Raw genomic sequence first — 21,843 nt, 5'->3', positions numbered from 1 at the left:
GATTACTTCTTCTTCACAGTTTCATCGGGCGTGGTGCAAACCTCGCCGTTGGCCTGGGCCAGGCGGGTCGCTGCCGCGTGTTGAGGCATCTTGTTGAGGGCCATCTCGCGCGCCTTGCGTGCGTCGTCCATCATCATCTTGTCCTGGCAAACGACGCCGTCAGCGACGCAGCGGTTCAGGATGCGATAGTAGAGGTCCTCGTCGACGGCGCCCCAGCGGCGCACCGGATCCTTGATGCTCGGCTTTTCCAGAACCAGGTAGTTAGCCTTGTCCAGCTTGCCGCCGCCGGCTGCCTTCACCGACTGCACCCAGGTGTCGAAATCGCCCTGCGCGACACCGCGGTAGGCAAACTTCATGTCCGAATAGCCGGCGCCGCTGTAGTTCGACGAGATGCCGAACGAGGTGACCGGACGGTTCTGGACCGCGTTCAGGGTGATCTCCATGCCCGGCATACCGTACACCATGCCTGCCAGTTCCGGCACGTAGAACGCATTCATCACCGACGTCGCACTGACCTTGAAGCGCAGCGGCACGTCGACCGGCACGATCAGTTCATTGACCGTCGCGATACCCTGCTCCGGATAGATGAACAGCCATTTCCAGTCCATCGCCACGGCCTGCACCACCAGCGGCTTGGCCGACGCCGGAATCGGACGGTGCTCGTCGAGGCGGTCGAGCGGACGGTAGGGGTCGAGCTTGTGCGTGTAGATCCAGGTCACCAGGCCGAGGACGATCACGATCAGCAGGGGCGCGCCCCAGATCACGAGTTCGAGCTTGGTCGAGTGGTCCCAGTCCGGCTCGTACGCGGCCGTGGTATTGCTGGCGCGGTACTTGCGGGCGAACAGGATGATGAGGAACATCACCGGAACGATAATCAACAGCATCAGGATCACCGAGATGATGATCAGATGCGCCTGCTGCTTGGCGATGTCGCCGGAGGGATTGAGTACCACGGTGTTGCAGCCGGCAAGGGCCGCCAACAGAGGGGTAAGCCACAATCCTCGACTTACGGTCTTTGGAATCATGCTTGTGTTTTACGTTACATGGGAAAGATAACATGCTAATGTAACGCCAACGGTGCACGTTTGGCGATTGGACGTTTTGTCCCACCCTTCGCGCTTTTTTTGTTGTTGACGTTTCATCCCGAAGGGTTCCAGCCCGGTTGTCGAAGACTACAGGAGACGAAATATGCAGCAGAACACAACGACCTACGGCGACGCAGCAGCCTCGCCGATCACCGCCCCTCACAGCGGCGCCCGCAACATCAACGCCCGCGACACCGCCATTTCTCCCGGCGATATCGCCGTCGGCGTGGTCATCGGCCGCGCTTCCGAGTATTTCGACTTCTTCGTCTACGCGATCGCTTCGGTGCTCGTGTTCCCGGCGGTGTTCTTCCCGTTCGCCGACCGCCTCGAAGGGACGCTGTATTCGTTTGCCATCTTCGCTCTCGCCTATATCGCGCGGCCGATCGGCACGGTGGTCTTCATGTCCATCCAGCGCCACTTCAGCCGCGAGATCAAACTGACCATCGCGCTGTTCATGCTGGGCAGCGCCACCGTCGCCGTGGCCGCCCTCCCCACCTATTCACGCTGGGGCGAGTGGTCGATCATCGCGCTGGCGGTGCTGCGCCTGGGCCAGGGTTTCTCGCTCGGCGGAACCTGGGACGGCCTGCCATCGCTGCTGGCCCTGAACGCCCCGGAGCACAAGCGCGGATGGTACGCGATGTTGGGGCAACTTGGCGCACCGGCCGGATTTATCATCGCCGCTGGCGTATTTTCCTACCTGATGTCCGAGCTGACGCAGGACGATTTCCTGGTCTGGGGCTGGCGCTTCCCCTTCTACGTGGCCTTTGCCATCAACGTAGTCGCGCTGTTCGCCCGCCTGCGCCTGGTCTCGACGCCGGACTACACCCACCTGCTGGACGAGCACCAGCTGGACCCGGTAAGCCCGCTGGAAGTCAGCCGCAAGCAAGGCAGCACCATCTTGCTGGGCGCCCTCGCCGCGCTGGCCAGCTATGCGCTGTTCCACCTGGTGACCGTGTTCCCGCTGTCCTGGATCCAGCTCTACGACACCCGCTCGATGTCCGACTTCCTGCTGGTGCAGGTAATGGGCGGCGGCCTGGCCATCGTCGGCGTGCTGGCCTCCGGCCTGATCGCCGATAAATTCGGGCGCCGCAACACTCTCGGCACCGTGGCGATCCTGATCGCCCTGTTCTCGGGTTTTGTGCCGACCCTGATGGACGGCGGCGCCGGTGGCCAGAACACCTTCATCCTGCTCGGTTTCCTGCTGCTCGGCCTGTCGTATGGCCAGGCTGCCGGCGCCGTGACCTCCAACTTCCTGCCGGAGTTCCGCTACACCGGCGCGGCGCTGACCTCGGACCTTGCCTGGCTGGTGGGCGCCGCTTTTGCGCCGCTGGTCGCGCTGGGCCTGGCCGCCAACTACGGTCTCGGCTACGTCAGCCTCTACCTGCTGTCGGGCGCCCTCGGCACCCTGGCGGCACTGAGTGTGAACCGCGCGCTGGAAATCCGGAACTGAGGATAAAGTAGGAAGCAGCAGAGCTTGCGCCCCGGCCGACGCCGGGGCTTTTTTTGCTTGTTCACGCATTTCCGGGCAATCGCTCGATGCCCGCTTTGCAGTATAGCCGCGAATTGATAATGTAGCTTCAGGAAAACTAAATTTTCTGATCATGGCCGTTCCAGTCACCCTCGCCCAACTCCTGCCACGGCTTGAAAAGCGTGAATTCGTATTCCAGCAGAGCGAAGCGACGCTGAAGCCGCGCTCCGAAGCGCAGCCCTGTCCTTGAGCGACAGGCAGCGCAACTCGGCCGTTTACGCGGCTACGCGGTGCAATTGAGCGCCTTCGATCGGCAGCGCGCGCAGCGTCAGCCGAGCGCGGTATCGAGCACCGTCATCAGGATGAAACCGAAGATCAGCGCCACGCTGGCCCAGGTGCCGTGGCCGTTCTGGTGCGATTCCGGCACCACGTCGTTGGCGATCACGAACAGCATCGCCCCTGCCGCCGCGGCCAGGGCGAAGGGCAACAGGCCGGCCGAGATGCCGATCAGGGCGACGCCGAGCACCGCCGCCACCGGCTCGATCAAGCCAGAGGCGACGCCCAGCAGCGTCGAAACGCCACGGCTGTAGCCCACGGTGCGCAGCGCCAGCGCCACCACCAGGCCCTCGGGCACGTCCTGGATCGAGATGCCGGTGGCCAGGGAATTGGCCTTGCCGAGGTCGACCCCGGCATAGGCCACGCCGATCGCCAGGCCTTCCGGCAGGTTGTGCAGGGCCACCGCCCACACGAACAGCCAGGCGCGCTTGAGCGAGGCGGCGTTATGGGTGTCGGCTGGCTGCAGGATGTTGTCGGTGGTGATGAGCCGGTCGAGTACCAGCAGCAGGCCAGCGCCCAGCATGATGCCAGCACCGACGCTGAGGCTGGCGCCCCAGTTGCCAGCGCCGCCGGACTTGGCCGCGGCCAGCGCCGGGATCACCAGCGAAAAGGACGTAGCGCCAAGCATGACGCCAGCGCCGAAACCAAGGAAGCAGTCGTAGGTCCGCTTCGAAAAATTCTGCGACAGCAGCACCGGAAGGGTGCCCAGCGCGGTCGCCGCCGCCGCGGTGCCGCCGCCGATCAGCGCGGCGCGCAGGTTCGACGCCCCATGCAGCAGCTCGCCGAACAGTTTCGATAACAGCAGGACACAGCCCAGGCCGCATATGAAGAGGCCGATCGCCTTGCGTGGGGTAATGCTGCGGATGACTTGGGTATTCATGCAATCTTTCTTGTAACAACAGGCGCCGCGCAGCGATCAAGCTGCACGGCGCCAGCGGTCAGTGCTCAGGCCTGCCGCGTAATTGCCATATATTCGGCAATTACTTGCCCTTGCCCTGTACCGTTGCACCGTCGGCCATGGTCTGGTTGCCCATGCCCAGCTCGGCGCCGGTCGGCGGGTCGATGGACGGGTCCGACATGGTGCGGGTGGTGAGCGCCTTCAGGATGTCGATATCCTTGGCCGGCAGCCTGACTTCGGCCTCGCCCGAGCCGCCGTCGACCGCCATCTGCTTCTCGCGGTCGGTGACGAAGTCCCATTTCTCGCCCTGGTTCCAGGAACCGCGCATTTCGCCCGGACCCTGCGACATATTGAAATAGGTGTCGGCAAAGCGCGGGTCGCCCGGCAGTTTCCCCGGCGGGAAGTTCGGGTTCATCGAGTACAGCGCCTTTTCGAAGGACTTCTGGTGGGCGATTTCGCGCGTCATCAGGAAGGTCAGCGCCTCTTTCACGCCCGGGTCGTCGGTGCAGGCGATCAGGCGTTCGTAGACGATCTTGGCACGCGCCTCGGCCGCGATGTTCGAGCGCAGGTCGGCGCTCGGCTCGCCGATCGTGTCGATGTAGGCCGCGGTCCAGGGCACGCCTGCGGAATTGATCAGCGGCGTACCGGCGCCGTACAGCACCTGGGTCACGTGGCTATCGTTACCGGCGCCATTGATCTTGCGGTACATCTCGGCAGCGCTGTCGGCAGCCTCGGCGAGTTCACCCTTGGCGCCCTTGTTCAGCATGGCGACGATGTGGCCGATGATCTCGAGGTGGCTCAGTTCTTCGGTGGCGATGTCGAACAGCATGTCCTTACGGCCCGGATCGTCTTCGCTGACGGCTTGCGTGAAGTAGCGCATGGCCGCGGCCAGTTCGCCCTGCGGACCGCCGAACTGTTCCAGCATGAGATTGGCGAGACCCGGATTCGGTTCGCTGACCCGTACGGTGTACTGCAGACGTTTGTTGTGTGCAAACATTCCTTGTCCTCCGATGATATTGGTTTGATGCGCCGGACTGCGTCTTGCCTTACCGGCGCGCCTGAAAGCCTGACAGCCGCGCTGTTGCTCGACTGACCATGACTCATGATCGCAGGCTTGCATGGACCAGTAATCAGCATGTTCGCCGTGTCTGTGTAGGACTAGAAGCGACATCCTGTTGATGTAAACCAATAGCAATGTTCTGGTGCAATAAAAGCTTTTAATAGATACAGACTATCGGTGCGATAGCGTGCTTGACGATGACCTAGTTACTTGCATAAGTTCCAGCAATCTGCATGCCGGCGCTCTTGACGCGCATGGATTTTGATGAAGAGAGTGCGGGCCTGTCCGCGCCAAACCGTGCGGCATCCACCGACAGACACTAGAGTTGCGCTCCTACGCGGCAGCCACGGCGTGCGCACTAACATTTGTCTATCCGACTACAACGACAGGAGAAGAAGATGTTTTCTCTGAAAAAACTAAGCCCGTCCATCACCGACATGATCCGATTCGATCACTCGCACGTGATGGTGACTTTCCACCAGTACACCCGCGACAAGCGCCCGAGCGTCAAGAAGGCACTGGCAGAAACCATCTGCGACGCCCTGGAAATCCACGCCACGCTGGAAGAAGAGATCTTCTATCCGGTGATGCGCCCGCGCGCCCATGACCAGAAAGTCATGGAAAAGAGCGAGCCGGAGCACATGGAAATGCGCAGCATCATCGCCGAACTGCGCCGCACCGACCCGCGCGACGCCCGCCACGACGAACTGGTGTTCGAACTGATGCGCGACGTCCAGCACCACGTTGCCGACGAGGAAACCGTGCTGCTGCCGGAAGCCGAGCAGAGCCTCAGCAAGGAACGCCTGTCGGAACTGGGCACCCAGATGACCAAGCGCCGCCTGGAACTGGTGACGCCGAAGGCTGGCAAGATCGCCAAGAATACCGCCGTCGGCTTCTCCGGCAGCACCGCCGCCGTGGTTATGGGCGTGGCCGGCGCACTGTTCGCGGCCCGCGCCTTCACCCGTAAGCCGAGCTGATCGACAACTGTTATCCGCAGCGGCCTCGCCGTTTGCGCTCCCCCGGCACGTGCGCAAGCACCGTGCCACTGCCCGCCTCCGCGTTGCTGCGCGGTGGCGGGCTCCCTATTCCAGCCCCGCGCTCAAGCCTGTAAGGTGACGCCGCGGTGCAGCATGTCCGCCAATCCCTGCTCCGACAGCGCCGGACTGAAATAGTAGCCCTGCATCTGGTCGCAATCGTTGTTGCGCAAGAAGAGCAGCTGCTCGCGGGTCTCGACCCCTTCCGCGATCACTTTCAGCTGCAGGCTGTGCCCAAGAGCGATGATGGCACGCGTGATCACGCCGTGGCCGTTGTCGACCTTGCCGCCGAGGAAGGAGCGGTCGATCTTGATGTGGTCGACCGGGAAGGCCTGCAGCTGGCTCAGGCTTGAATAGCCGGTGCCGAAATCGTCGATCGACAGTTGCACGCCCAGCGCTTTCAGGCGCGCCATCACCGCCTTGGCTTCGTCCGGCCTTTCCATCAGCAGGCTCTCGGTCACCTCCAGCTCCAGGCAGGATGGCGGCACCGCGTGCCGGCGCAGGCTGTCGCCCAGGCGGTCGACGAACTGGCGCTGACGCAGCTGGCGCAAGGACAGGTTCACCGAGATCACGAAATCTTCCACGCCCAACATCGTCAAGGCCTTGAGCGCGCGGCAGGCTTCGTCGATCACCCATTCGCCGAGCGGCACGATGAGGCCGGTCTGCTCCGCCAATGGAATGAAGGAATCCGGTCCCATCAGGCCGTGTTCCGGGTGGTTCCAGCGCACCAGGGCCTCGGCCCCGATCATGCGGCCGCTGCGCAGGTCCACCTTGGGCTGGTAGCCCAGCACCATCTCGCGGTTGCCGATCGCGCGACCGAGGCTGGCCTCCAGCAGCAGGTGCTCGTGCACCATGCGGTTCAATTCGTTCGAGTAGAACTGGCAGTTGTTCTTGCCCAGGCTCTTGGCGTGGTACATGGCGGCGTCGGCCGCACGCATCACCTTGTCGACCGTGTTGCCGTCGCGCGGGAACAGCGCCACGCCAATGCTGGTCCCGGCCACGATCTCCTTGCCGTCCACCTCGACCGGACCGGCGACGCTGCGGCGGATGCGCTCGACCAGGTCGGCGACCTGTTCGGGGCTGTTCTGGTCGTTGATAACCAGCACGAATTCGTCGCCGCCGACCCGCGCCACCGTGTCCTCTTCGCGCATGTTGGCGCGCAGGCGCAGGGCGATCTCGCGCAGCACGGCGTCACCGACGTCATGGCCCAGGTTGTCGTTGATGTGCTTGAAGTTGTCGAGGTCCAGGAAGGCCAGCGCCCCGATCATCCGGTTGCGCAGCGCGAACTGGATTGCCTGCTTCAGGCGCTCCTGCAGCAGGGTGCGGTTGGCCAGGCCGGTCAGCGGGTCATGGTGGGCCAGGTGGTGCAGGCGCCGTTCGTAGTGCCGCGCCTCGGTCACGTCGTTGATCACGGCGACGAAGTGGGTGACCTCGCCGTTCACGTTCATCACCGGATCGATGCGCAGGTCGTTGTAGAACATCTCGCCATTCTTGCGGGCGTTGCGCAGCACCACGCGCACGCTTTGCCGATGCGCCAGGGCGTCGTGGATGCGCTGCTGTTCCTCGGTATCGCAGCCCTCGATGCGCATGAAGCGCGGATCGCGGCCCTTGATCTCGGCCAGCGTATAGCCAGTGATGCGCTCGAAGGCCGGATTGACGTACTCGATGCGGTTGTCGGGGCCGTCGCAGCAGGTGATACAGATCGCGTTCACGCTGGCGAAGATGGCGCGCTCATGGACCTTGAGCACATGCTCGGCCTGCTTGCGCATGGTGATGTCGACCCCGGTCCCGAACACGCAGGGCAGGCTGCCGACGCTGGTGCGCGCGCACTGGAACAGGTACGTCGTACGCTTGCCGCGGCGCCCGACCAGCTCCGCCTCGTGCCAGGCGCTTCCTGTTTCGAAGGCTTCGAGGATCTTCTGCACGGTCTCGGCGCGGTGGGCTTCGTCGAAGAAATACTTGACCTCGACCGTCGGCAGGTCTTCGCTGGGCATCTCCAGCGCTTCCTCGAGCTGGCGGTTCCACAGCAGCAGCCGGCCGCTCTGGTCGATCACGTAGAACACGCAGGGCAGCCCTTCGATGATGTCGTTGACCGGTAGATCCTGGATCAGCGCATAGCGCGACGGCGCCGTGCCCGCCCTCGGCACCACGATCACGCTGAAGCTGCCCGGCTGTTCGGGATCGAGGGATTGCGGCGCCACCGTGACGCGCACCGAGATGCGGCGCCCATCGGCGCAGACCAGGCTGGCGAGGCTGTCGGTGTCGACGCGGGCTTGGATGGCGGCTTGCTTGCCGGCGCTGTCTTCGAATTCGACCAGGTCGGCCAGCGTGCGCCCGCGCATCTCGTCGGCGGTGTAGCCGGCAAGCTTCTCGCAGGCCCGGTTCCAGCTGGTGATGGCACCGTCGGCGTCGGCAACGAAGACAGCAAGCGGCAGTGGCGAGAGGTTCAACTTGTCCTCCAGTTCCAGTCATGCTGGAAAGATCATCATACGCCGCATCGCTGGTGTTGTCGCGCGATACCTTGTTCTGGAAACCTAGTGCCCCATCCACCTCAGAATCATGGGGACCAGCCACGGCGCCAGCAGCGCGGTCAGGACGCCATTCAAGCCCATGCCGAGACCGGCGTAAGCACCCATTTCCGGACTCACCTGGAAGGCGCGCGCGGTGCCGATGCCGTGCGCGGCCACGCCCAGCGCCAGACCGCGCGCCGCATGCGATTCGATCCGCAAGGCGTTCAGCAAAAAGCGCGCGGTGATGGCGCCGAAGATCCCGGTGCCGATCACCAGCACCGCCGTCAACGCCGGGATGCCGCCCAGGTGCTCCGATACCGCCATTGCGATCGGCGTGGTGGCCGACTTCGGCGCGATGGTGCGCGCCAGTTCCGGTGAGGCGCCCAGCAGGATCGCGACCACGACCGCGGTAACGATGGCCGCCGCGCAACCACAGACCAGCGCGCAGGCCAGTGGAAACAGGCTGCGCCGCAGACGCGGCACCTGGCGTGCGAGCGGCACCGCCAGCGCCACGGTGGCCGGGCCCAGCAGGAAGTGGACGAACTGGGCGCCGGCAAAATAGCGCTGGTAAGACATGCCGCTCGCCACCAGCACCAGACTGATCAGGGCAATCGCGATGAACACCGGGTTGGCCAGCGGCGACAAGCCGCAGCGCACGTAGACCCAGTGCGCGAATACATAGGCGCACAGGGTCAGCGTCAGGCCCAGCAACGGCGAGGCCGACAGGTAGACCCAGAAGTGGGTGAGTTCCTCAAAATTAAACATGGCCGCCCTCTTCCTTCGCGGACGGCTTGCGTGGCATCAGGCCCTGCAGCACCAGGGCCGTGACCGCCAACGTGACCAGGGTGCTGGCGACCACCGACGCCGCGATCGCCAGCCACTGCCCGCTGCCGCTGGAGGCGGCCACCACAATGCCGACGCCGGCCGGTACGAACAGCAGGGACAGATGGCGCAGCAGCTCGCTGGCGCCGGACTCGACGACGTCCTGCAGGCGCGGCACGGCCACCAGGGCTGCCAGCAACAGGAGCATGCCGGTCACGGGGCCGGGCACCGGCCAGCCGAACAAGAACACCAGGCCTTCGCCCAGGCATTGGAACACCAGCAGGACGGCAAACGCTTGCAGCAAGACTTCCTCCGAATCGGCACATATCGATCCGGCAAGGATAGCAGAAGTATCAGTAGCGGTGAGTCAGGCTCAGCACGATGGCGCGGCGCCCAGGGCTGGTGGGCCAAGGCCGGCCGTCGGCGCGCACGTTGCCAGTGCTGTAGCGGTCGTAGTTGCTGGTGCCGCCAGCGCCGCCGATCGCGCGGGTGAGGTTGACGGCGACGGTCCAGCCGCCTTCCAGCTTGGTGCTGAGGCCGGCGGCCAGGCCGCGTCGATTCCAGACGCCCTTGGCGCTGCCGGCCACGCGCGCGCTCAGCGGAGCCGGCACGACGGCGGATTCGAAGGCGGCGGCATACGGACCGTTCGGTTGGTTGGCGTCAATGGCGTGGGCAAGCGGCGCGCAAGCCGCCAGCAACAGGGCTGCGCAAGGCGCGAGCCGGTGTGCAGGATACATGGTCTTGTCGTGTGGGTTGCGTGGAGAGATTCCACACGGCAATTTTAGGCGGAGAGAGGACGGGATTGCGCGTCAACGGCGCGAGAATCTACCGAAAGTGCACGTATGCGGTGCGCATGCAACACTTTCGGTAGCGGATAATAACAGACTGAAAAGCCTAAGTGGAAACGGGCTTGGGCAGCGGTCCTTCAGGCGGCAGTCTTCAGCGCACCACGCTTGAGCTGGTCGCGCTCCATCGATTCGAACAGGGCCTTGAAGTTGCCTTCGCCGAAGCCCTCGTCGCCCTTGCGCTGGATGAACTCGAAGAACACCGGGCCCAGCTGGTTTTCCGAGAAGATCTGCAGCAGCAGACGTTTCGAGTCGCCCTCGATCTTGCCGTCCACCAGCAGGCCGCGCATCTTCAGGGCGTCCACGTCTTCGCCGTGGCCCGGCAGGCGCGCTTCCAGCATCTCGTAATAGGTTTCCGGCGGCGCCGTCATCAGCGGGATGCCGGCGGCGCGCAGGCCGTCGACGCAGGCGAAGATGTCGTCGGTCAGCAGGGCGATGTGCTGGATGCCTTCGCCGTTGAACTTCAGCAGGAATTCCTCGATCTGGCCGCCGCCGCTCTGGCTCTCTTCGTTCAGCGGGATGCGGATCTTGCCGTCCGGCGCGGTCATCGCCTTCGAGGTCAGGCCGGTGTACTCGCCCTGGATGTCGAAGTAGCGGATCTCGCGGAAGTTGAACAGCTTCTCGTAGAAGCCGGCCCAGTAGCTCATGCGGCCGCGGTAGACATTGTGGGTCAGGTGGTCGATGATCTGCATGCCATGGCCCTTCGGATGGCGCTCGACACCCTCGACCCATTCGAAGTCGATGTCATAGATCGACTTGCCGTCTTCGAAGCGGTCGATCAGGTACAGCGGCGCGCCGCCGATGCCCTTGATGGCCGGCAGGCGCAACTCCATCGGGCCGGTCGGGATGTCCATCGGGATCGCGCCCAGTTCCAGCGCACGGGCGTAGGCCTTGTGCGCATCCTTGACCCGGAATGCCATGCCGCAAGCCGACGGGCCGTGCTCGGCCGCGAAGTAGGCGGCGGCGCTCTTCGGCTCGTTGTTGACGATGAAGTTGATCTCGCCCTGGCGGTACAGCACCACGTCCTTCGAGCGGTGCACGGCCACCTTGGTGAAGCCCAGCTTCTCGAAGATCGGCTCCAGCGTGCCCGGCTCCGGGGACGCGAATTCCACGAACTCGAAGCCCATCAGGCCCATCGGATTGTCAAACAGGTCAGCCATTGTCTTGTCCTCTATCTCATTAGTTGTGTCTTGCTTCACTACTCGGCGAACACGTCGGCGATCAGCCCCCGCAGCCACTGGATGCCGGGGTCGTGGTTGAAACGCCGGTGCCAGAACACGTTCGTCTGCAGCGTCGGCAGCTGCAGCGGCGGTTCGATCCACTTCAGTCCGAACGGGCCTGCGGCACTTTCGGCGAGCTTCTGCGGCACCGTCACCACCAGATCGCTCGTACTCACGATATACGGCACCGCGGTGAAATGCGGCACCCTGAATCTTGCCTGGGCCGTGACCCCAGCCTTCTCGAGCAGCACGTTGATCCTGTCGTAGGGGCTCTGGGCCGCGTCCACGATCAGGTGCGTCGCCTGCACGAAGCGCGCCAGGTCCACGCTGCCGGTCGCCAGCGGATGCCCCTTGCGGAACATGCTGACGAAAGGCTGCCGGAACAGCTGGCGCTGGTAGAAGGCTTCCGACACCTCCTCGAAGGCGCCGATCGCCAGGTCCACCCTGCCCGTCTCCAGGTCGTCCTTCAGGCTCAGCGCGTTGGCGCGGACCGACGCGATTTCCACGCCGGGGGCCAGGCCCCGGCAGCGCTCGATCAGCACCGGCATGAAGTAGACCTCGCCCACGTCCGTCATCGCCAGCGTGAAGCGGCGCGTACTGCTGGCCGGCTCGAAACGGCTGCGCTGGCTCAGCGCCAGCGCCACTTGCGCCATCGCGGCGCCGATCGGCTCGGCCATCTGCTGCGCCAGCGGGGTCGGCTGCATGCCGTGCGCGGTACGCACGAACAATTCGTCGCCGAAGGTGCGGCGCAGGCGCGCCAGCGCATTGCTGACGGCGGACTGGGTCAGGCCGAGGCGGCGCGCGGCAGCGGAAATCTGGCGCTCGCGGTACACCTCCTGAAACACGGACAACAGGTTCAGGTCGATGCTAGACGGTTCGATCATGGACTCGATAGTCTTATTGATATCCTGAATAGTCTACATTTTTATATTCATCTCGTAAAATTTCCCGCTCTCCTCTACAGTGGAAAAAACACCACCATCGCACTGGAGATAGTCTTGACCCACGGATACATGTCCGGATTCGCCAACGAGTTCGCCACCGAAGCCCTGCCCGGCGCCCTGCCCGCGCACCGCAATTCGCCGCAGCGCGTGGCCTACGGCCTGTATGCCGAACAGATCTCCGGCACCGCCTTCACCGCGGCGCGCAGCCACAACCGCCGCTCCTGGCTCTACCGCATCCGTCCGGCGGCGATGCACGGCAGCTTCGTGCCGCTGGCGCAGACCCGCATCGCGGCCAGCTTCGAGCAGCTGCCGCCCTCGCCCAACCAGATGCGCTGGAGCCCGCTGCCGATGCCGGATGCGCCGACCGACTTCGTCAACGGCCTGGTGACCATGGCCGGCAACGGTTCGCCGGCAAGCATGGCCGGCTGCGCGATCCATCTATATGCCGCCAACCGGCCGATGACCGGCCGCTATTTCTACTCGGCCGACGGCGAACTGCTGATCGTGCCGCAGCAGGGCCGTTTGTCGATTGCCACGGAGATGGGCCTGGTGGAAGTGGAACCGCAGCAGATCGCCGTGATCCCGCGCGGCATGCGCTTCAGCGTCGATTTGCCGGACGGTTCGGCGCGCGGCTATGTCTGCGAGAACTTCGGCGCCCTGCTGCGCCTGCCGGACCTGGGGCCGATCGGCTCGAACGGCCTGGCCAACCCGCGCGACTTCCTGTCGCCGGTGGCACGCTATGAAGACATCGAAGGCGAGTTCGAACTGGTCGCCAAGTTCGGCGGCCGCCTGTGGGCCGCGCCTATCAAGCACTCGCCGCTGGACGTGGTGGCCTGGCACGGCAATTACGCCCCTTATCAATACGACCTGCGCCACTTCAACACCATCGGCTCGATCAGCTACGACCACCCGGACCCGTCGATCTTCCTGGTGCTGCATTCGCCGACCAGCACGCCGGGCGTCGACGACCTCGACTTCGTGATCTTCCCGCCGCGCTGGCTGGTCGGCGAAGACACTTTCCGCCCGCCCTGGTTCCATCGCAACGTCGCCAGCGAATTCATGGGCCTGATCCACGGCGCCTACGACGCCAAGGCCGAAGGCTTCGTGCCCGGCGGCGCCAGCCTGCACAATTGCATGAGCGGCCACGGCCCGGACGCCGCCACCTTCGACAAGGCCAGCAGCGCGGACACCAGCAAGCCGCACAAGGTACTCGACACCATGGCCTTCATGTTCGAGACGCGCACCCCGATCGCGGCGACCGAATACGCGCTGAACTCGCCGCAGCTGCAGGCCAATTACCAGGATTGCTGGGCCGGGATCGGCAAGCATTTCGATCCCGGCCGGCCGTGAAGCGCGGACCAGGACAAGCTCAGTCCTGGCGCGGCCTGGCCTTCACGGACTTGACGCGCACGTCCAGGTAGACGCGCGGCAGGAAGGCGCCTTCCGCAGCAAACTGCCGCTCGAACTCGTAGCCGATGTCCTGGCCTTTTTTCTTCGCGGCTTCGCGCTGTCGCACTTTTTCGATCAGCATTTCGATGCGGTTCGGATCGGAAAGGTCGCTGTCGCGTCCGATCGCGCCGGCAAGCCAGTCACCGATCCATTGCGAAATCGACCACCAGTCGTCAGCCACTCGCAGGACGACGACACGGTCCTCACTGGTCGCGTATTGAACCTTGGACAACTGATCTTCCTGCAGCCGGCTTCCGATCTGCCGGGCCGTACCGAAGCTCCATACGCCATGCGATGTTTCGCATACGGCCATGAACCAGCGGTCTGCCGCATGTTTGTTGTGTCCGGAGTTATACACCTGGCGCACATCCAGCTTGTACTTCGTCTCCGTTCCGGCTCGCTCCCCAAGTTTCAGCTGAAACAATGCTGTCCTTTGCTTGATCAACTCGTCGTCCTCGTACATCGACAAGCTCAGCCCAAGGTCTGCGCCGAACATGTCGCTGTTATCGCCAGCGGCCTTGTCAAGAATGGCCCGCTCCGTCGACACCTGTATCTCGGGATAATTTTGCGACGGGCATTTTTCTTTCCCAATCTTGCTCAGGGCTTCGGCAACCTCGTTCAGCAGCACCGTTTCATTAAATAAGGATGAGGCGGCCCACAAGCTTGTGGCATCCCGCAAACTGTTCAAGACGAAGGCAATTGCCTTGTCCTCGTAAAACACCTGGGCAAAGCTTGGCGTGTCGTCATCATTCATTGCTTGCATCGATGTACTCCCTGTCGTGTTTTGGAAGAAACCACTCATGAATGTACTCTTTTGCAATATATAAAAATGCGCGGATTATCACGATTTCAATGCGCCGCTGGCCGCTGAATCGTGTGCCAGTTGGCGCGGGCTTGCCCGGCGTGCGATGATAGGCTGACAACCAAACAGGAACCGCATGGCCGATATCATCATTATTCTTGTCCTTATTCTTCTTAACGGCATTTTTTCGATGTCGGAACTGGCCGTGGTCTCCGCCAAGCGCCTGCGCCTCGAAAAGATGGCGTTCGACGGCAGCGGCGGCGCCAGGACCGCGATCAAGCTGGCCGACGACCCCAGCCGCTTCCTGTCCACCGTCCAGGTCGGCATCACCCTGATCGGCATCTTCACCGGCGCCTTCGGCGAAGCCTCGCTGGTGGCACGGCTGGCGCCCAGCCTCGCCGGCATCGGCATCCCCGAAGCCTGGACCCGCCCCGTCGCGCTGACGGTGGTGGTGGTCGCGATCACCTTCGTGTCCATCGTGCTGGGCGAACTGGTGCCCAAGCGCATCGCCATCCTCTATCCGGAATTTCTGGCCAGCCGCGTCGCGCGCCCGATGCGCACGCTGTCGCGCCTGATGCACCCCTTCGTGCTGCTGCTGTCGCTGACCACCGACGCCATCATGCGCGTGCTCGGCATGCGCCACCACAAGGACGAAACGCCGACCGAGGAAGAAGTCACCGGCATGATCAAGGAGAGCACCGATGCCGGCGTGTTCGAAAAGGCCGAATACGACATCGCCGCGCGCGCCCTGCGCCTGGACGACTGGCACCTGCGGGCCCTGATGACGCCGCGCGTCGACCTCGAATTCCTGGACCTCGGCGAACCGCTCGAAGCGAACCTGGCGCGCCTGGCCGAGATTCCGTATGCGCGCTTTCCGGTCTACCGCGGCGACCGCTCGCAGGTGCTGGGCATCGTCAATGCGCGCGACCTGTTCCGCCAGGCCATCCGCAAGGGGTCGCTGCAAGCCATCGACATCGAAGCCGAAATCGACGCCCCGCTCTACGTGCCGGAATCGGTGAGCGCGATCGACCTGCTCGAGCAGCTCAAGAAGAACCATGCCGAACTGGCGATGGTGGTCGACGAATACGGCGAGATCCAGGGCATGATCACCCTCACCGACGTCATGACCGCGCTGGTCGGCGAAGTGCCGGCGGAGGAAGACGACGAGGCGCCCGACGCCGTGCAGCGCGAGGACGGCAGCTGGTACATGGACGGCAGCATGGTGCTGGACCGCTTCCGCTACCTGACCGGCGCGCCGCTGCGCTTCCCCGACGAAGACAACGACGCCTACCACACGCTGGCCGGCTTCATCCTCTACCAGCTGGGCTATATCCCGAAACCCGGCGAAATCCTCGACTGGGAAGGCTGGCGCTTCGAGGTGGCCGACATGGACGGCAACCGGATCGACCGCCTGATGGTGATACCGGTCAAGGAGGCCGCTGCCTGATGCCGGAACCGCGGCGCACCGCGGCCGGTCTATTCTTGAACGTTCAAGGAGTCCACATGCATACAGCCAGGTGTATTGCCGCCGTCCTCGCGACGGCTTTCTCGGTCACGGCCCTGACGGCAGCGGCCCAGGACAGCAAGCCGCAGGTCGCCCCGCCCGGGGAAGCCAAGGCGCCCAAGACACGCGCCCTCGAAGCCGGTGCCAAGCTGCTGCAGCGCAGCGCCCCGCTGGCAAAATTCGACGTCTACCTGAACGGCTTCCATCCGATGAAGGACCATCCCGAGATGCAGGTCGAGGCCCACCATTTCTGCAAGCAGGTCAACGAAGACTTCGCCCAGTGCACCCTGTTTGACGGCAACACTACCGGTGCCAACCTGAACGGCATCGAATACATCATCTCGGAAAAACTGTTCAACACCCTGCCCGAAGAAGAGCGCCGCTTCTGGCACCCGCACAACGGCGAAATCCTGAGCGGCCAGCTGGTCGCGCCCGGCATCCCCGACACCGCCGAGCACGAGCTGATGAAGAAAAAGATGAACAGCTACGGCAAGACCTGGCACGTGTGGAACACCGGCGCCAACGGCAAGTCCGGCGATAGCCTGCCGCTGGGACCGGTCATGCTGGCCTGGTCCTTCAACCGGGACGGCGAAATGCTGCCCAACCTCCAGGAAGAACGCGACACGCGCCTGAAAATCAAGACCGCCGAGAAGCGCAAGAAGCGCGCCGACCTGGTCAAGCTGGCCAAGCCGCAATCGGGCGTGGACGACCTGAAAGGCAAGTTCGGCCGCGCTTCGCATGACATTCCCGGGGTGACCGACAGCCGGGCGGGCGGCGCGCAGCCGGCGCGTTGAGAACGCCAGGCGGCCCGGCGCCGCCCGCTGCGGCTACTTGACACCCTCGGTTCACCTGCCAGAATGAAACTGGGACAAGCAGCAGGAGGAGACGTCGGCATGCACATCGACTGGATCCACTTTTCGCCACTGGCCGGGCTGGGCGGCGGCCTGCTGATCGGGCTCGGCGCCGCCCTCCTGCTGCTGGCCAACGGCCGCATCGCCGGCATCAGCGGCATCGCGGGTGGGCTACTGCGTCCAGCGCGCGGCGACATCGCCTGGCGCCTGGCCTTCCTGTTCGGCCTGTTCGCCGCGCCTCTGGTCTGGCTGGCGATGCAAGCCATGCCGCCGGCCCAGATCGACCATTCCCCCGGCCTGCTGGCGATTGCCGGCCTGCTGGTCGGACTCGGCACCCGCTTCGGTTCCGGCTGTACCAGCGGCCACGGGGTGTGCGGCATCGCCCGCCTGTCGCCGCGCTCGCTGGTGGCGACGCTGTGCTTCATGCTGGCCGGCTTCGCCACCGTTTTCGTGGCGCGTCACGTATTGGGAGGATGAGATGCCACTGGTAAGCGCCTTCGTCGCCGGCCTGCTGTTCGCCTCCGGCCTGATCCTCTCGGGCATGACCAACCCGGCCAAGGTGCTGGCCTTCCTCGACATCGCCGGGCGCTGGGACCCGTCGCTGGCCCTCGTGATGATCGGCGCGATCCTGGTTGCCGCCATCGCCTTCCGGGTCGGCGGGGCGCGCGCCCGCACTGTGTTCGGCGGCAGCATCCACCTGCCCAGCGCGAAGCACATCGACGCCCGGCTGGTGGCGGGCAGCATCAGCTTCGGCGTGGGTTGGGGCCTGGTCGGCTACTGCCCGGGCCCGGCGCTTGCCAGCCTGGGCGTCGGCGGCTGGCCGACGCTGCTGTTCGTGGCGGCCATGATCGCCGGGATGGTGCTGTTCGAGTCGGTCGAGCGCGTCGCCGCCTGGCGCGCCGCGCGCGGCCACCCGCAAGCGGCGACGGAGCTGCCATGACCCGCACCGAGGTCCTGATCGCCGGTGCCGGACCCACCGGCCTGGTGCTGGCGCTGTTCCTGACGCGCCAGGGCGTGAACGTGCGCATCGTCGACAAGACCGCCGGCCCGGGTACCAGCTCGCGCGCGGTGGCGGTGCAGGCCCGCACACTGGAACTGTACCGGCAGATCGGCCTGGCCGAGCATGTCGTGGAAGCCGGCCACATCAACCCTGGCATCAGCCTCTGGGTCAAGGGCCAACGCCGCGCCCACGTGTCCTTCGGCGACGCCGGCGCCGGGCTGACGCCCTACCCCTTCGTGCTGATGTATCCGCAGGATCGGCATGAGCGCCTGCTGATCGCGCAGCTCGAGGACATGGGCGTGCAGGTCGAGCGCGACACCGAGCTGCTGGACTTCAGCCCGCACGAGGGTCACGTCGAGCTGCGCCTGCGCGGGCCCGGCGGCAAGGAGGAAACCTGCGAAGCGCTGTACCTGGCCGGCTGCGACGGCGCGCACTCGCTGGTCCGGCACCGGCTCGGCGCCAGCTTCGAGGGCGGCACTTACGACCAGCTGTTCTACGTGGCCGACGTGCGCGTGCGCGGCAGGCAAGCCGACGGGCAGATCCACATCTCGCTGGACGACGCCGACTTCCTGGCCCTGTTCTCCTACTCGGACGACGGCAGTGCGCGCCTGATCGGCACGATCCGCGACGAGCGCGCCGCGCACCCGGAAGCGCTGGGCTTCGACGACGTGCGCGGGCGCGCGATCCAGGGCCTGGGCCTGCAGATCGACGAGGTCAACTGGTTCTCGACCTACAAGGTACACCACCGGCTGACCGCGCATTTCCGCCACGGCCGCGTATTCCTGCTGGGGGATGCCGCCCACATCCACAGCCCGGCCGGCGGCCAGGGCATGAATACCGGCATCGGCGATGCCATCAACCTGGCCTGGAAGCTGAAGGCGGTGCTGCGCGGCGAGGCGGACGACAAGCTGCTCGACAGCTACGACAGCGAACGCCTGGCCTTTGCCCACAAGCTGGTGGAGACCACCGACCGTGTTTTTACCTTCGTGTCTGCCGAAGGCAACTTCGCGAATTTCGTCCGCACCCGGATCGCGCCGCTCTTCGTCAGCGCGGCCTATAGCGTGGATGCGGTCAAGGAATTCATGTTCAGGCTGGTATCCCAGTGCATGCTGAACTACCACGGCAGCCCGCTCAGCGGCGCCGGCGCCGGCAAGCTCAAGGGCGGCGACCGCTTGCCCTGGGCGGCCGGCGCGAGCGCCGACAATTATGCGCCGACCGGCAAGCTCGACTGGCAAGTGCATGTGTACGGCGAGGCGGACGAGGTACTCTCCAGCTGGTGCCACCGGCACGGTCTGCAACTGCGCGTGTTCGACTGGGAGCGTGCGCACGAGCACGCTGGCTTTGCGCGCGGCGCCGCCTACCTGGTGCGCCCGGACGGCTATCTGGCCACCGCCGATGGCGCCGGCAAGCCGGACGCGCTGCGCGACTATTTGGAGGGCATCGGCTACCGGCGCTTCACCTCGGACTGAGCCGGGCCGCGTGCGCGCCGGCGACCTGCTTAACCTGCTTACATGCCGGGACCACCCCCGCCCGGGCCGCCGCCAAAGCCGCCCGGCCCGCCGGGGCCGCCAGGACCACCCGGCGGCGGACCGCCACGCCAGCCTTCGCCATCCGGTCCGCGCTCGTCGCGGCGGCGATTGCCCGCACCCTGCACGCCGCCAAAGCGGTAGGACAAGCCGAGGTAAGCGATGCGCCCGTCCGAACGGCGGATCGAATGCTCCTGCAGCGAAGCCGTATCGGTGAAGGTCTCGACCTTCTGCGAGCGGAACACGTCGGTCACGTTCAGCACCAGGCTCAGCGCCGGCGTGATGTTGCGGCGGTAGCTCAGGTTCAGCGTCGACATCGGCTCGCGGTAGCCGGCGCCGGCCAGGGTCTTGCCCTGGGCGTTCACCATCACCTGCAGCACGTCCTGCGGGGTCAGCTGATAGTTCAGGCGCCCGCGCACGCTCAGCGACGAAGCCGTGCGCTTGTATTCGCCGCCCAGGATGTCGACCTGCTCCTGCTCGGTGAAGGCCAGATTGCCGCTGGTGTTGATCGACAGCTTGGGCGTCAGCTTGCCGCTGAGCGTGAATTCGAGGCCGCCGGCGCGGTTGCTGCCGCCGTTCTCGAAGCTCGTCAGCAGGATCGCATCGTTGACCACGGTCTGGCGGCTGCGGATCATGTCGCGGTCGGCGCGATAGTAGGCGCGCAGGTTGGCGTCCAGGCCGCCGGCCTTGGTTTCAATGCCGATCTCGAAGGAATCGGTCTGCACCGGCTTCAGGTTCGGGTTGCCGCGCGACTCGTTCAATTCGTCCTGGTAGACGACGAAAGGATTCAGCTGGGCTCCGGTGGCGCGCCGGATCCGGTGCGCGTAGGCGAAGCGCAGATTCGACGTGTCGCTGAGTTTATAGGTCGCGAAAGCGCTCGGAATCCAGTTGACGTAATTATTGCTCGCGTTGATGCCGGACGTGATCTGGTCCAGGTCCATGTGCGTGTACTCGGTCCGCAGCCCGACCAGCGCGCCCCAGCGTTCGTTCAGGCGCCACTGGTAGGAGCCGTACAGCGCCACGTCGCGCTCGTCGACTTCGAAAGCATTCGTGCGGCGCATGTTCGGCAGCGCGGCGCCGGTGCTTGGGTCGAAGTTGAAGTAGCGGTAGTCGAACTGGCTGTCGGTATCGACGATCTTGTAGCCCAGCTTGACGATGGCGCCGCTTTCCAGCGGGGTCTCGTAGTCGCCGGTGTAGTCGACGATTTTCACCTTGGTGGCGTTGTCCTGCAGGCTGCCGGCGTCCGGGCTCCCGGTATCGATGCCGGAGAACGGCAGGCTCGGATCGATCGCGCGCACGGGGGCGATCAGGTAGGCGTTGTCGTAGCGGCTGTCGGCGTTGTTCTCGCTGTTCGAGACGCGCAAGTCCATGCGGAACAGCTCGCCCAGCTTCTCGCCCTTGTGGTCCCAGCGCGCGCCCCACATCGAATTCGTGTTGTCGCCGCTGCGTTTGGCGGTGCGGATGTAGTCGCTGTAGGGCACGTCGCCGTTGGCGACCGTGTAATGGTCGCTCGACAAGTTGTCGTTGGACCGCTTCATGTAGCCGAGGTTGGCTTCCAGCGTATCGTCCTGGCCCAGGTTGTAGGTGATCTGGCCGCGCAGGCCGGCGCTGTCGTTCAGGCCGCTGCTGCTGCCGGTCTGGGTCGTGTGCTGGACGGTGCCGGTGCGCGGGTCTTCGCGGTCGCGCGTCGTTTCGACGGTCGAGTCGCGGCCGTCGCGCCGCACGTTGACGCCGCCCTGCACGCCCCAGCGACCGGTGTTGTACTGACCGTTCAGGGCGGAGTTGTAGCGCCCTTCGGAACCGTAGTTGGCATTGACCACGCCGAAGCCGCCGGGACGGCGCGAGCGCTTCATCACCAGGTTCAGGATCGGCCCGCCGCCGCCGTCGTTGCCGAACTCCGCGCCGGGGTTGTTAATGACCTCGACCGAGTCGATGTCCTCGGCCGGCATGGCTTGCAGCGCCGGACCGCGGTTATCGCCCTGCAGCATGGCGGACGGCTTGCCGTCGACCAGGATCTGGACGTTGGTGCTGCCGCGCAGCGAGACGGTGCCGTCCGGGTCGACCGACACCGACGGCACGTTGCCGAGCGCATCGGCGGCGCTGCCGTTGGAACTGTTGACGTCGTTCTTGACGTCATAGACCTGGCGGTCGATGCGGTTGGTCGGGCGTTCGCCGACCACCTTGATGGACTGGATCTTGCCGCCGTCCGCCGATTGGCCTGCGGCCTGGCCCGAGGTGGCGGCCGGGCTGGATGCGGCGGGCGCGCCCGCCTGGGCGCCGTCGGCGCTCTGGGCCAGGGCGGGCCGCAGCGCGGCGAGTTCGCACAGGGCCAGGCCCAGGGCCAGGTAATGGGCGCGGCGGCGCCGGGACGCACCCGGGGTGCGCTTGCGTGGAGAATGGCTCATCTTTTTGATTGTCGTGGCGTTGAACGTGTCTCTGATGCGCCGACCGGGCGCGGTGCCGGGCGAGCGAAGCGTGAAGAATACCCG

General features: G+C 65.1%; 19 protein-coding genes. 8 read left to right on the top strand and 11 right to left on the bottom strand.

The features are described from left to right. Window positions 1-2: 2 nt before the first annotated feature. On the bottom strand, window positions 3-1,025 hold the full coding sequence (cyoA, locus tag NX782_RS08260) for a ubiquinol oxidase subunit II (RefSeq protein ID WP_258844965.1): 1,023 nt from the start codon (window positions 1,023-1,025) through the stop codon (window positions 3-5). A gap of 163 nt (window positions 1,026-1,188) precedes the next feature. Here cyoA and NX782_RS08255 point away from each other — a divergent pair, with 163 nt between their 5' ends. After that, entirely contained in the window at window positions 1,189-2,535 is a 1,347-nt protein-coding gene (locus NX782_RS08255; RefSeq protein WP_258844964.1) for an MFS transporter, read from the top strand. Window positions 2,536-2,881: 346 nt separating this feature from the next. Here NX782_RS08255 and NX782_RS08250 read toward each other — a convergent pair whose 3' ends face one another. Continuing rightward, entirely contained in the window at window positions 2,882-3,769 is an 888-nt protein-coding gene (locus NX782_RS08250) for a ZIP family metal transporter (protein WP_258844963.1), read from the bottom strand. A 100-nt stretch (window positions 3,770-3,869) separates the two neighbouring features. Beyond that, window positions 3,870-4,784 (bottom strand): manganese catalase family protein, encoded by a 915-nt coding sequence (locus tag NX782_RS08245; RefSeq protein WP_258844962.1) that lies wholly within the window; start codon window positions 4,782-4,784, stop codon window positions 3,870-3,872. 461 nt (window positions 4,785-5,245) lie between these two features. On the opposite strand from NX782_RS08245, the gene NX782_RS08240 reads away from it, so the two are divergent. Beyond that, window positions 5,246-5,824 carry a hemerythrin domain-containing protein gene (locus NX782_RS08240; RefSeq protein WP_258844961.1) on the top strand — a complete coding sequence of 193 codons (579 nt, stop codon included), beginning with the start codon at window positions 5,246-5,248 and terminating at the stop codon, window positions 5,822-5,824. Window positions 5,825-5,946: 122 nt separating this feature from the next. Here the strand turns inward: NX782_RS08240 and NX782_RS08235 are convergent, their stop codons facing one another. The 6 genes from NX782_RS08235 to NX782_RS08210 all read right to left on the bottom strand — a co-directional run bounded on the left by NX782_RS08235 (window position 5,947) and on the right by NX782_RS08210 (window position 12,162). After that, window positions 5,947-8,331, bottom strand: coding sequence for a sensor domain-containing protein (locus NX782_RS08235; RefSeq protein ID WP_258844960.1), 2,385 nt, complete (start codon window positions 8,329-8,331; stop codon window positions 5,947-5,949). A gap of 84 nt (window positions 8,332-8,415) precedes the next feature. After that, the gene (locus NX782_RS08230; RefSeq protein ID WP_258844959.1) at window positions 8,416-9,156 is read right to left on the bottom strand and encodes an LrgB family protein; all 741 of its coding nucleotides are present in this window, start codon (window positions 9,154-9,156) and stop codon (window positions 8,416-8,418) included. Then, window positions 9,149-9,517 (bottom strand): CidA/LrgA family protein, encoded by a 369-nt coding sequence (locus NX782_RS08225; protein WP_258844958.1) that lies wholly within the window; start codon window positions 9,515-9,517, stop codon window positions 9,149-9,151. Before NX782_RS08225 ends, NX782_RS08230 begins: the two co-directional genes overlap by 8 nt. Before the next feature lie 49 nt (window positions 9,518-9,566). Then, complete coding sequence (locus tag NX782_RS08220) at window positions 9,567-9,950, bottom strand: hypothetical protein (RefSeq protein WP_258844957.1); 384 nt, start codon at window positions 9,948-9,950, stop codon at window positions 9,567-9,569. Between the two features lie 188 nt (window positions 9,951-10,138). Further along, the gene (hppD, locus tag NX782_RS08215) at window positions 10,139-11,218 is read right to left on the bottom strand and encodes a 4-hydroxyphenylpyruvate dioxygenase (RefSeq protein WP_258844956.1); all 1,080 of its coding nucleotides are present in this window, start codon (window positions 11,216-11,218) and stop codon (window positions 10,139-10,141) included. A gap of 38 nt (window positions 11,219-11,256) precedes the next feature. After that, a complete protein-coding gene (locus NX782_RS08210) occupies window positions 11,257-12,162 on the bottom strand; it encodes a LysR family transcriptional regulator (RefSeq protein WP_258844955.1) in 906 nt (301 codons plus the stop codon). A 129-nt stretch (window positions 12,163-12,291) separates the two neighbouring features. On the opposite strand from NX782_RS08210, the gene hmgA reads away from it, so the two are divergent. Continuing rightward, entirely contained in the window at window positions 12,292-13,572 is a 1,281-nt protein-coding gene (gene hmgA, locus NX782_RS08205) for a homogentisate 1,2-dioxygenase (protein ID WP_258845014.1), read from the top strand. A 19-nt stretch (window positions 13,573-13,591) separates the two neighbouring features. On the opposite strand, the gene NX782_RS08200 is transcribed toward hmgA, so the two are convergent. Continuing rightward, window positions 13,592-14,473, bottom strand: a complete 882-nt coding sequence (locus NX782_RS08200) for a hypothetical protein (RefSeq protein ID WP_258844954.1) — start codon at window positions 14,471-14,473, stop codon at window positions 13,592-13,594. A 136-nt stretch (window positions 14,474-14,609) separates the two neighbouring features. Between NX782_RS08200 and NX782_RS08195 the strand changes: the two genes are divergently transcribed. From NX782_RS08195 to NX782_RS08175, 5 genes are all read left to right on the top strand, one after another. Continuing rightward, window positions 14,610-15,920: a hemolysin family protein gene (locus NX782_RS08195; RefSeq protein ID WP_258844953.1), complete on the top strand. Its 1,311-nt coding sequence runs from the start codon at window positions 14,610-14,612 to the stop codon at window positions 15,918-15,920. Between the two features lie 56 nt (window positions 15,921-15,976). Further along, window positions 15,977-16,771: an OBAP family protein gene (locus tag NX782_RS08190; RefSeq protein WP_258844952.1), complete on the top strand. Its 795-nt coding sequence runs from the start codon at window positions 15,977-15,979 to the stop codon at window positions 16,769-16,771. A 99-nt stretch (window positions 16,772-16,870) separates the two neighbouring features. Further along, window positions 16,871-17,305, top strand: coding sequence for a YeeE/YedE family protein (locus NX782_RS08185; RefSeq protein ID WP_258844951.1), 435 nt, complete (start codon window positions 16,871-16,873; stop codon window positions 17,303-17,305). Window position 17,306: 1 nt separating this feature from the next. Then, a complete protein-coding gene (locus tag NX782_RS08180; RefSeq protein ID WP_258844950.1) occupies window positions 17,307-17,768 on the top strand; it encodes a DUF6691 family protein in 462 nt (153 codons plus the stop codon). Then, on the top strand, window positions 17,765-19,297 hold the full coding sequence (locus NX782_RS08175) for an FAD-dependent monooxygenase (RefSeq protein WP_258844949.1): 1,533 nt from the start codon (window positions 17,765-17,767) through the stop codon (window positions 19,295-19,297). The genes NX782_RS08180 and NX782_RS08175 overlap by 4 nt, the downstream gene beginning before the upstream one ends. A 38-nt stretch (window positions 19,298-19,335) precedes the next feature. Here the strand turns inward: NX782_RS08175 and NX782_RS08170 are convergent, their stop codons facing one another. Next, on the bottom strand, window positions 19,336-21,759 hold the full coding sequence (locus NX782_RS08170; protein ID WP_258844948.1) for an outer membrane beta-barrel family protein: 2,424 nt from the start codon (window positions 21,757-21,759) through the stop codon (window positions 19,336-19,338). Window positions 21,760-21,843 lie beyond the last annotated feature (84 nt).

Source organism: Massilia norwichensis, from assembly GCF_024753245.1.
Classification (GTDB): Bacteria; Pseudomonadota; Gammaproteobacteria; order Burkholderiales; family Burkholderiaceae_D; genus Telluria; species Telluria norwichensis.
The sequence above is the reverse complement of the archived record's forward strand: the minus strand, read 5'-3'. Positions and strand labels throughout refer to the sequence as shown.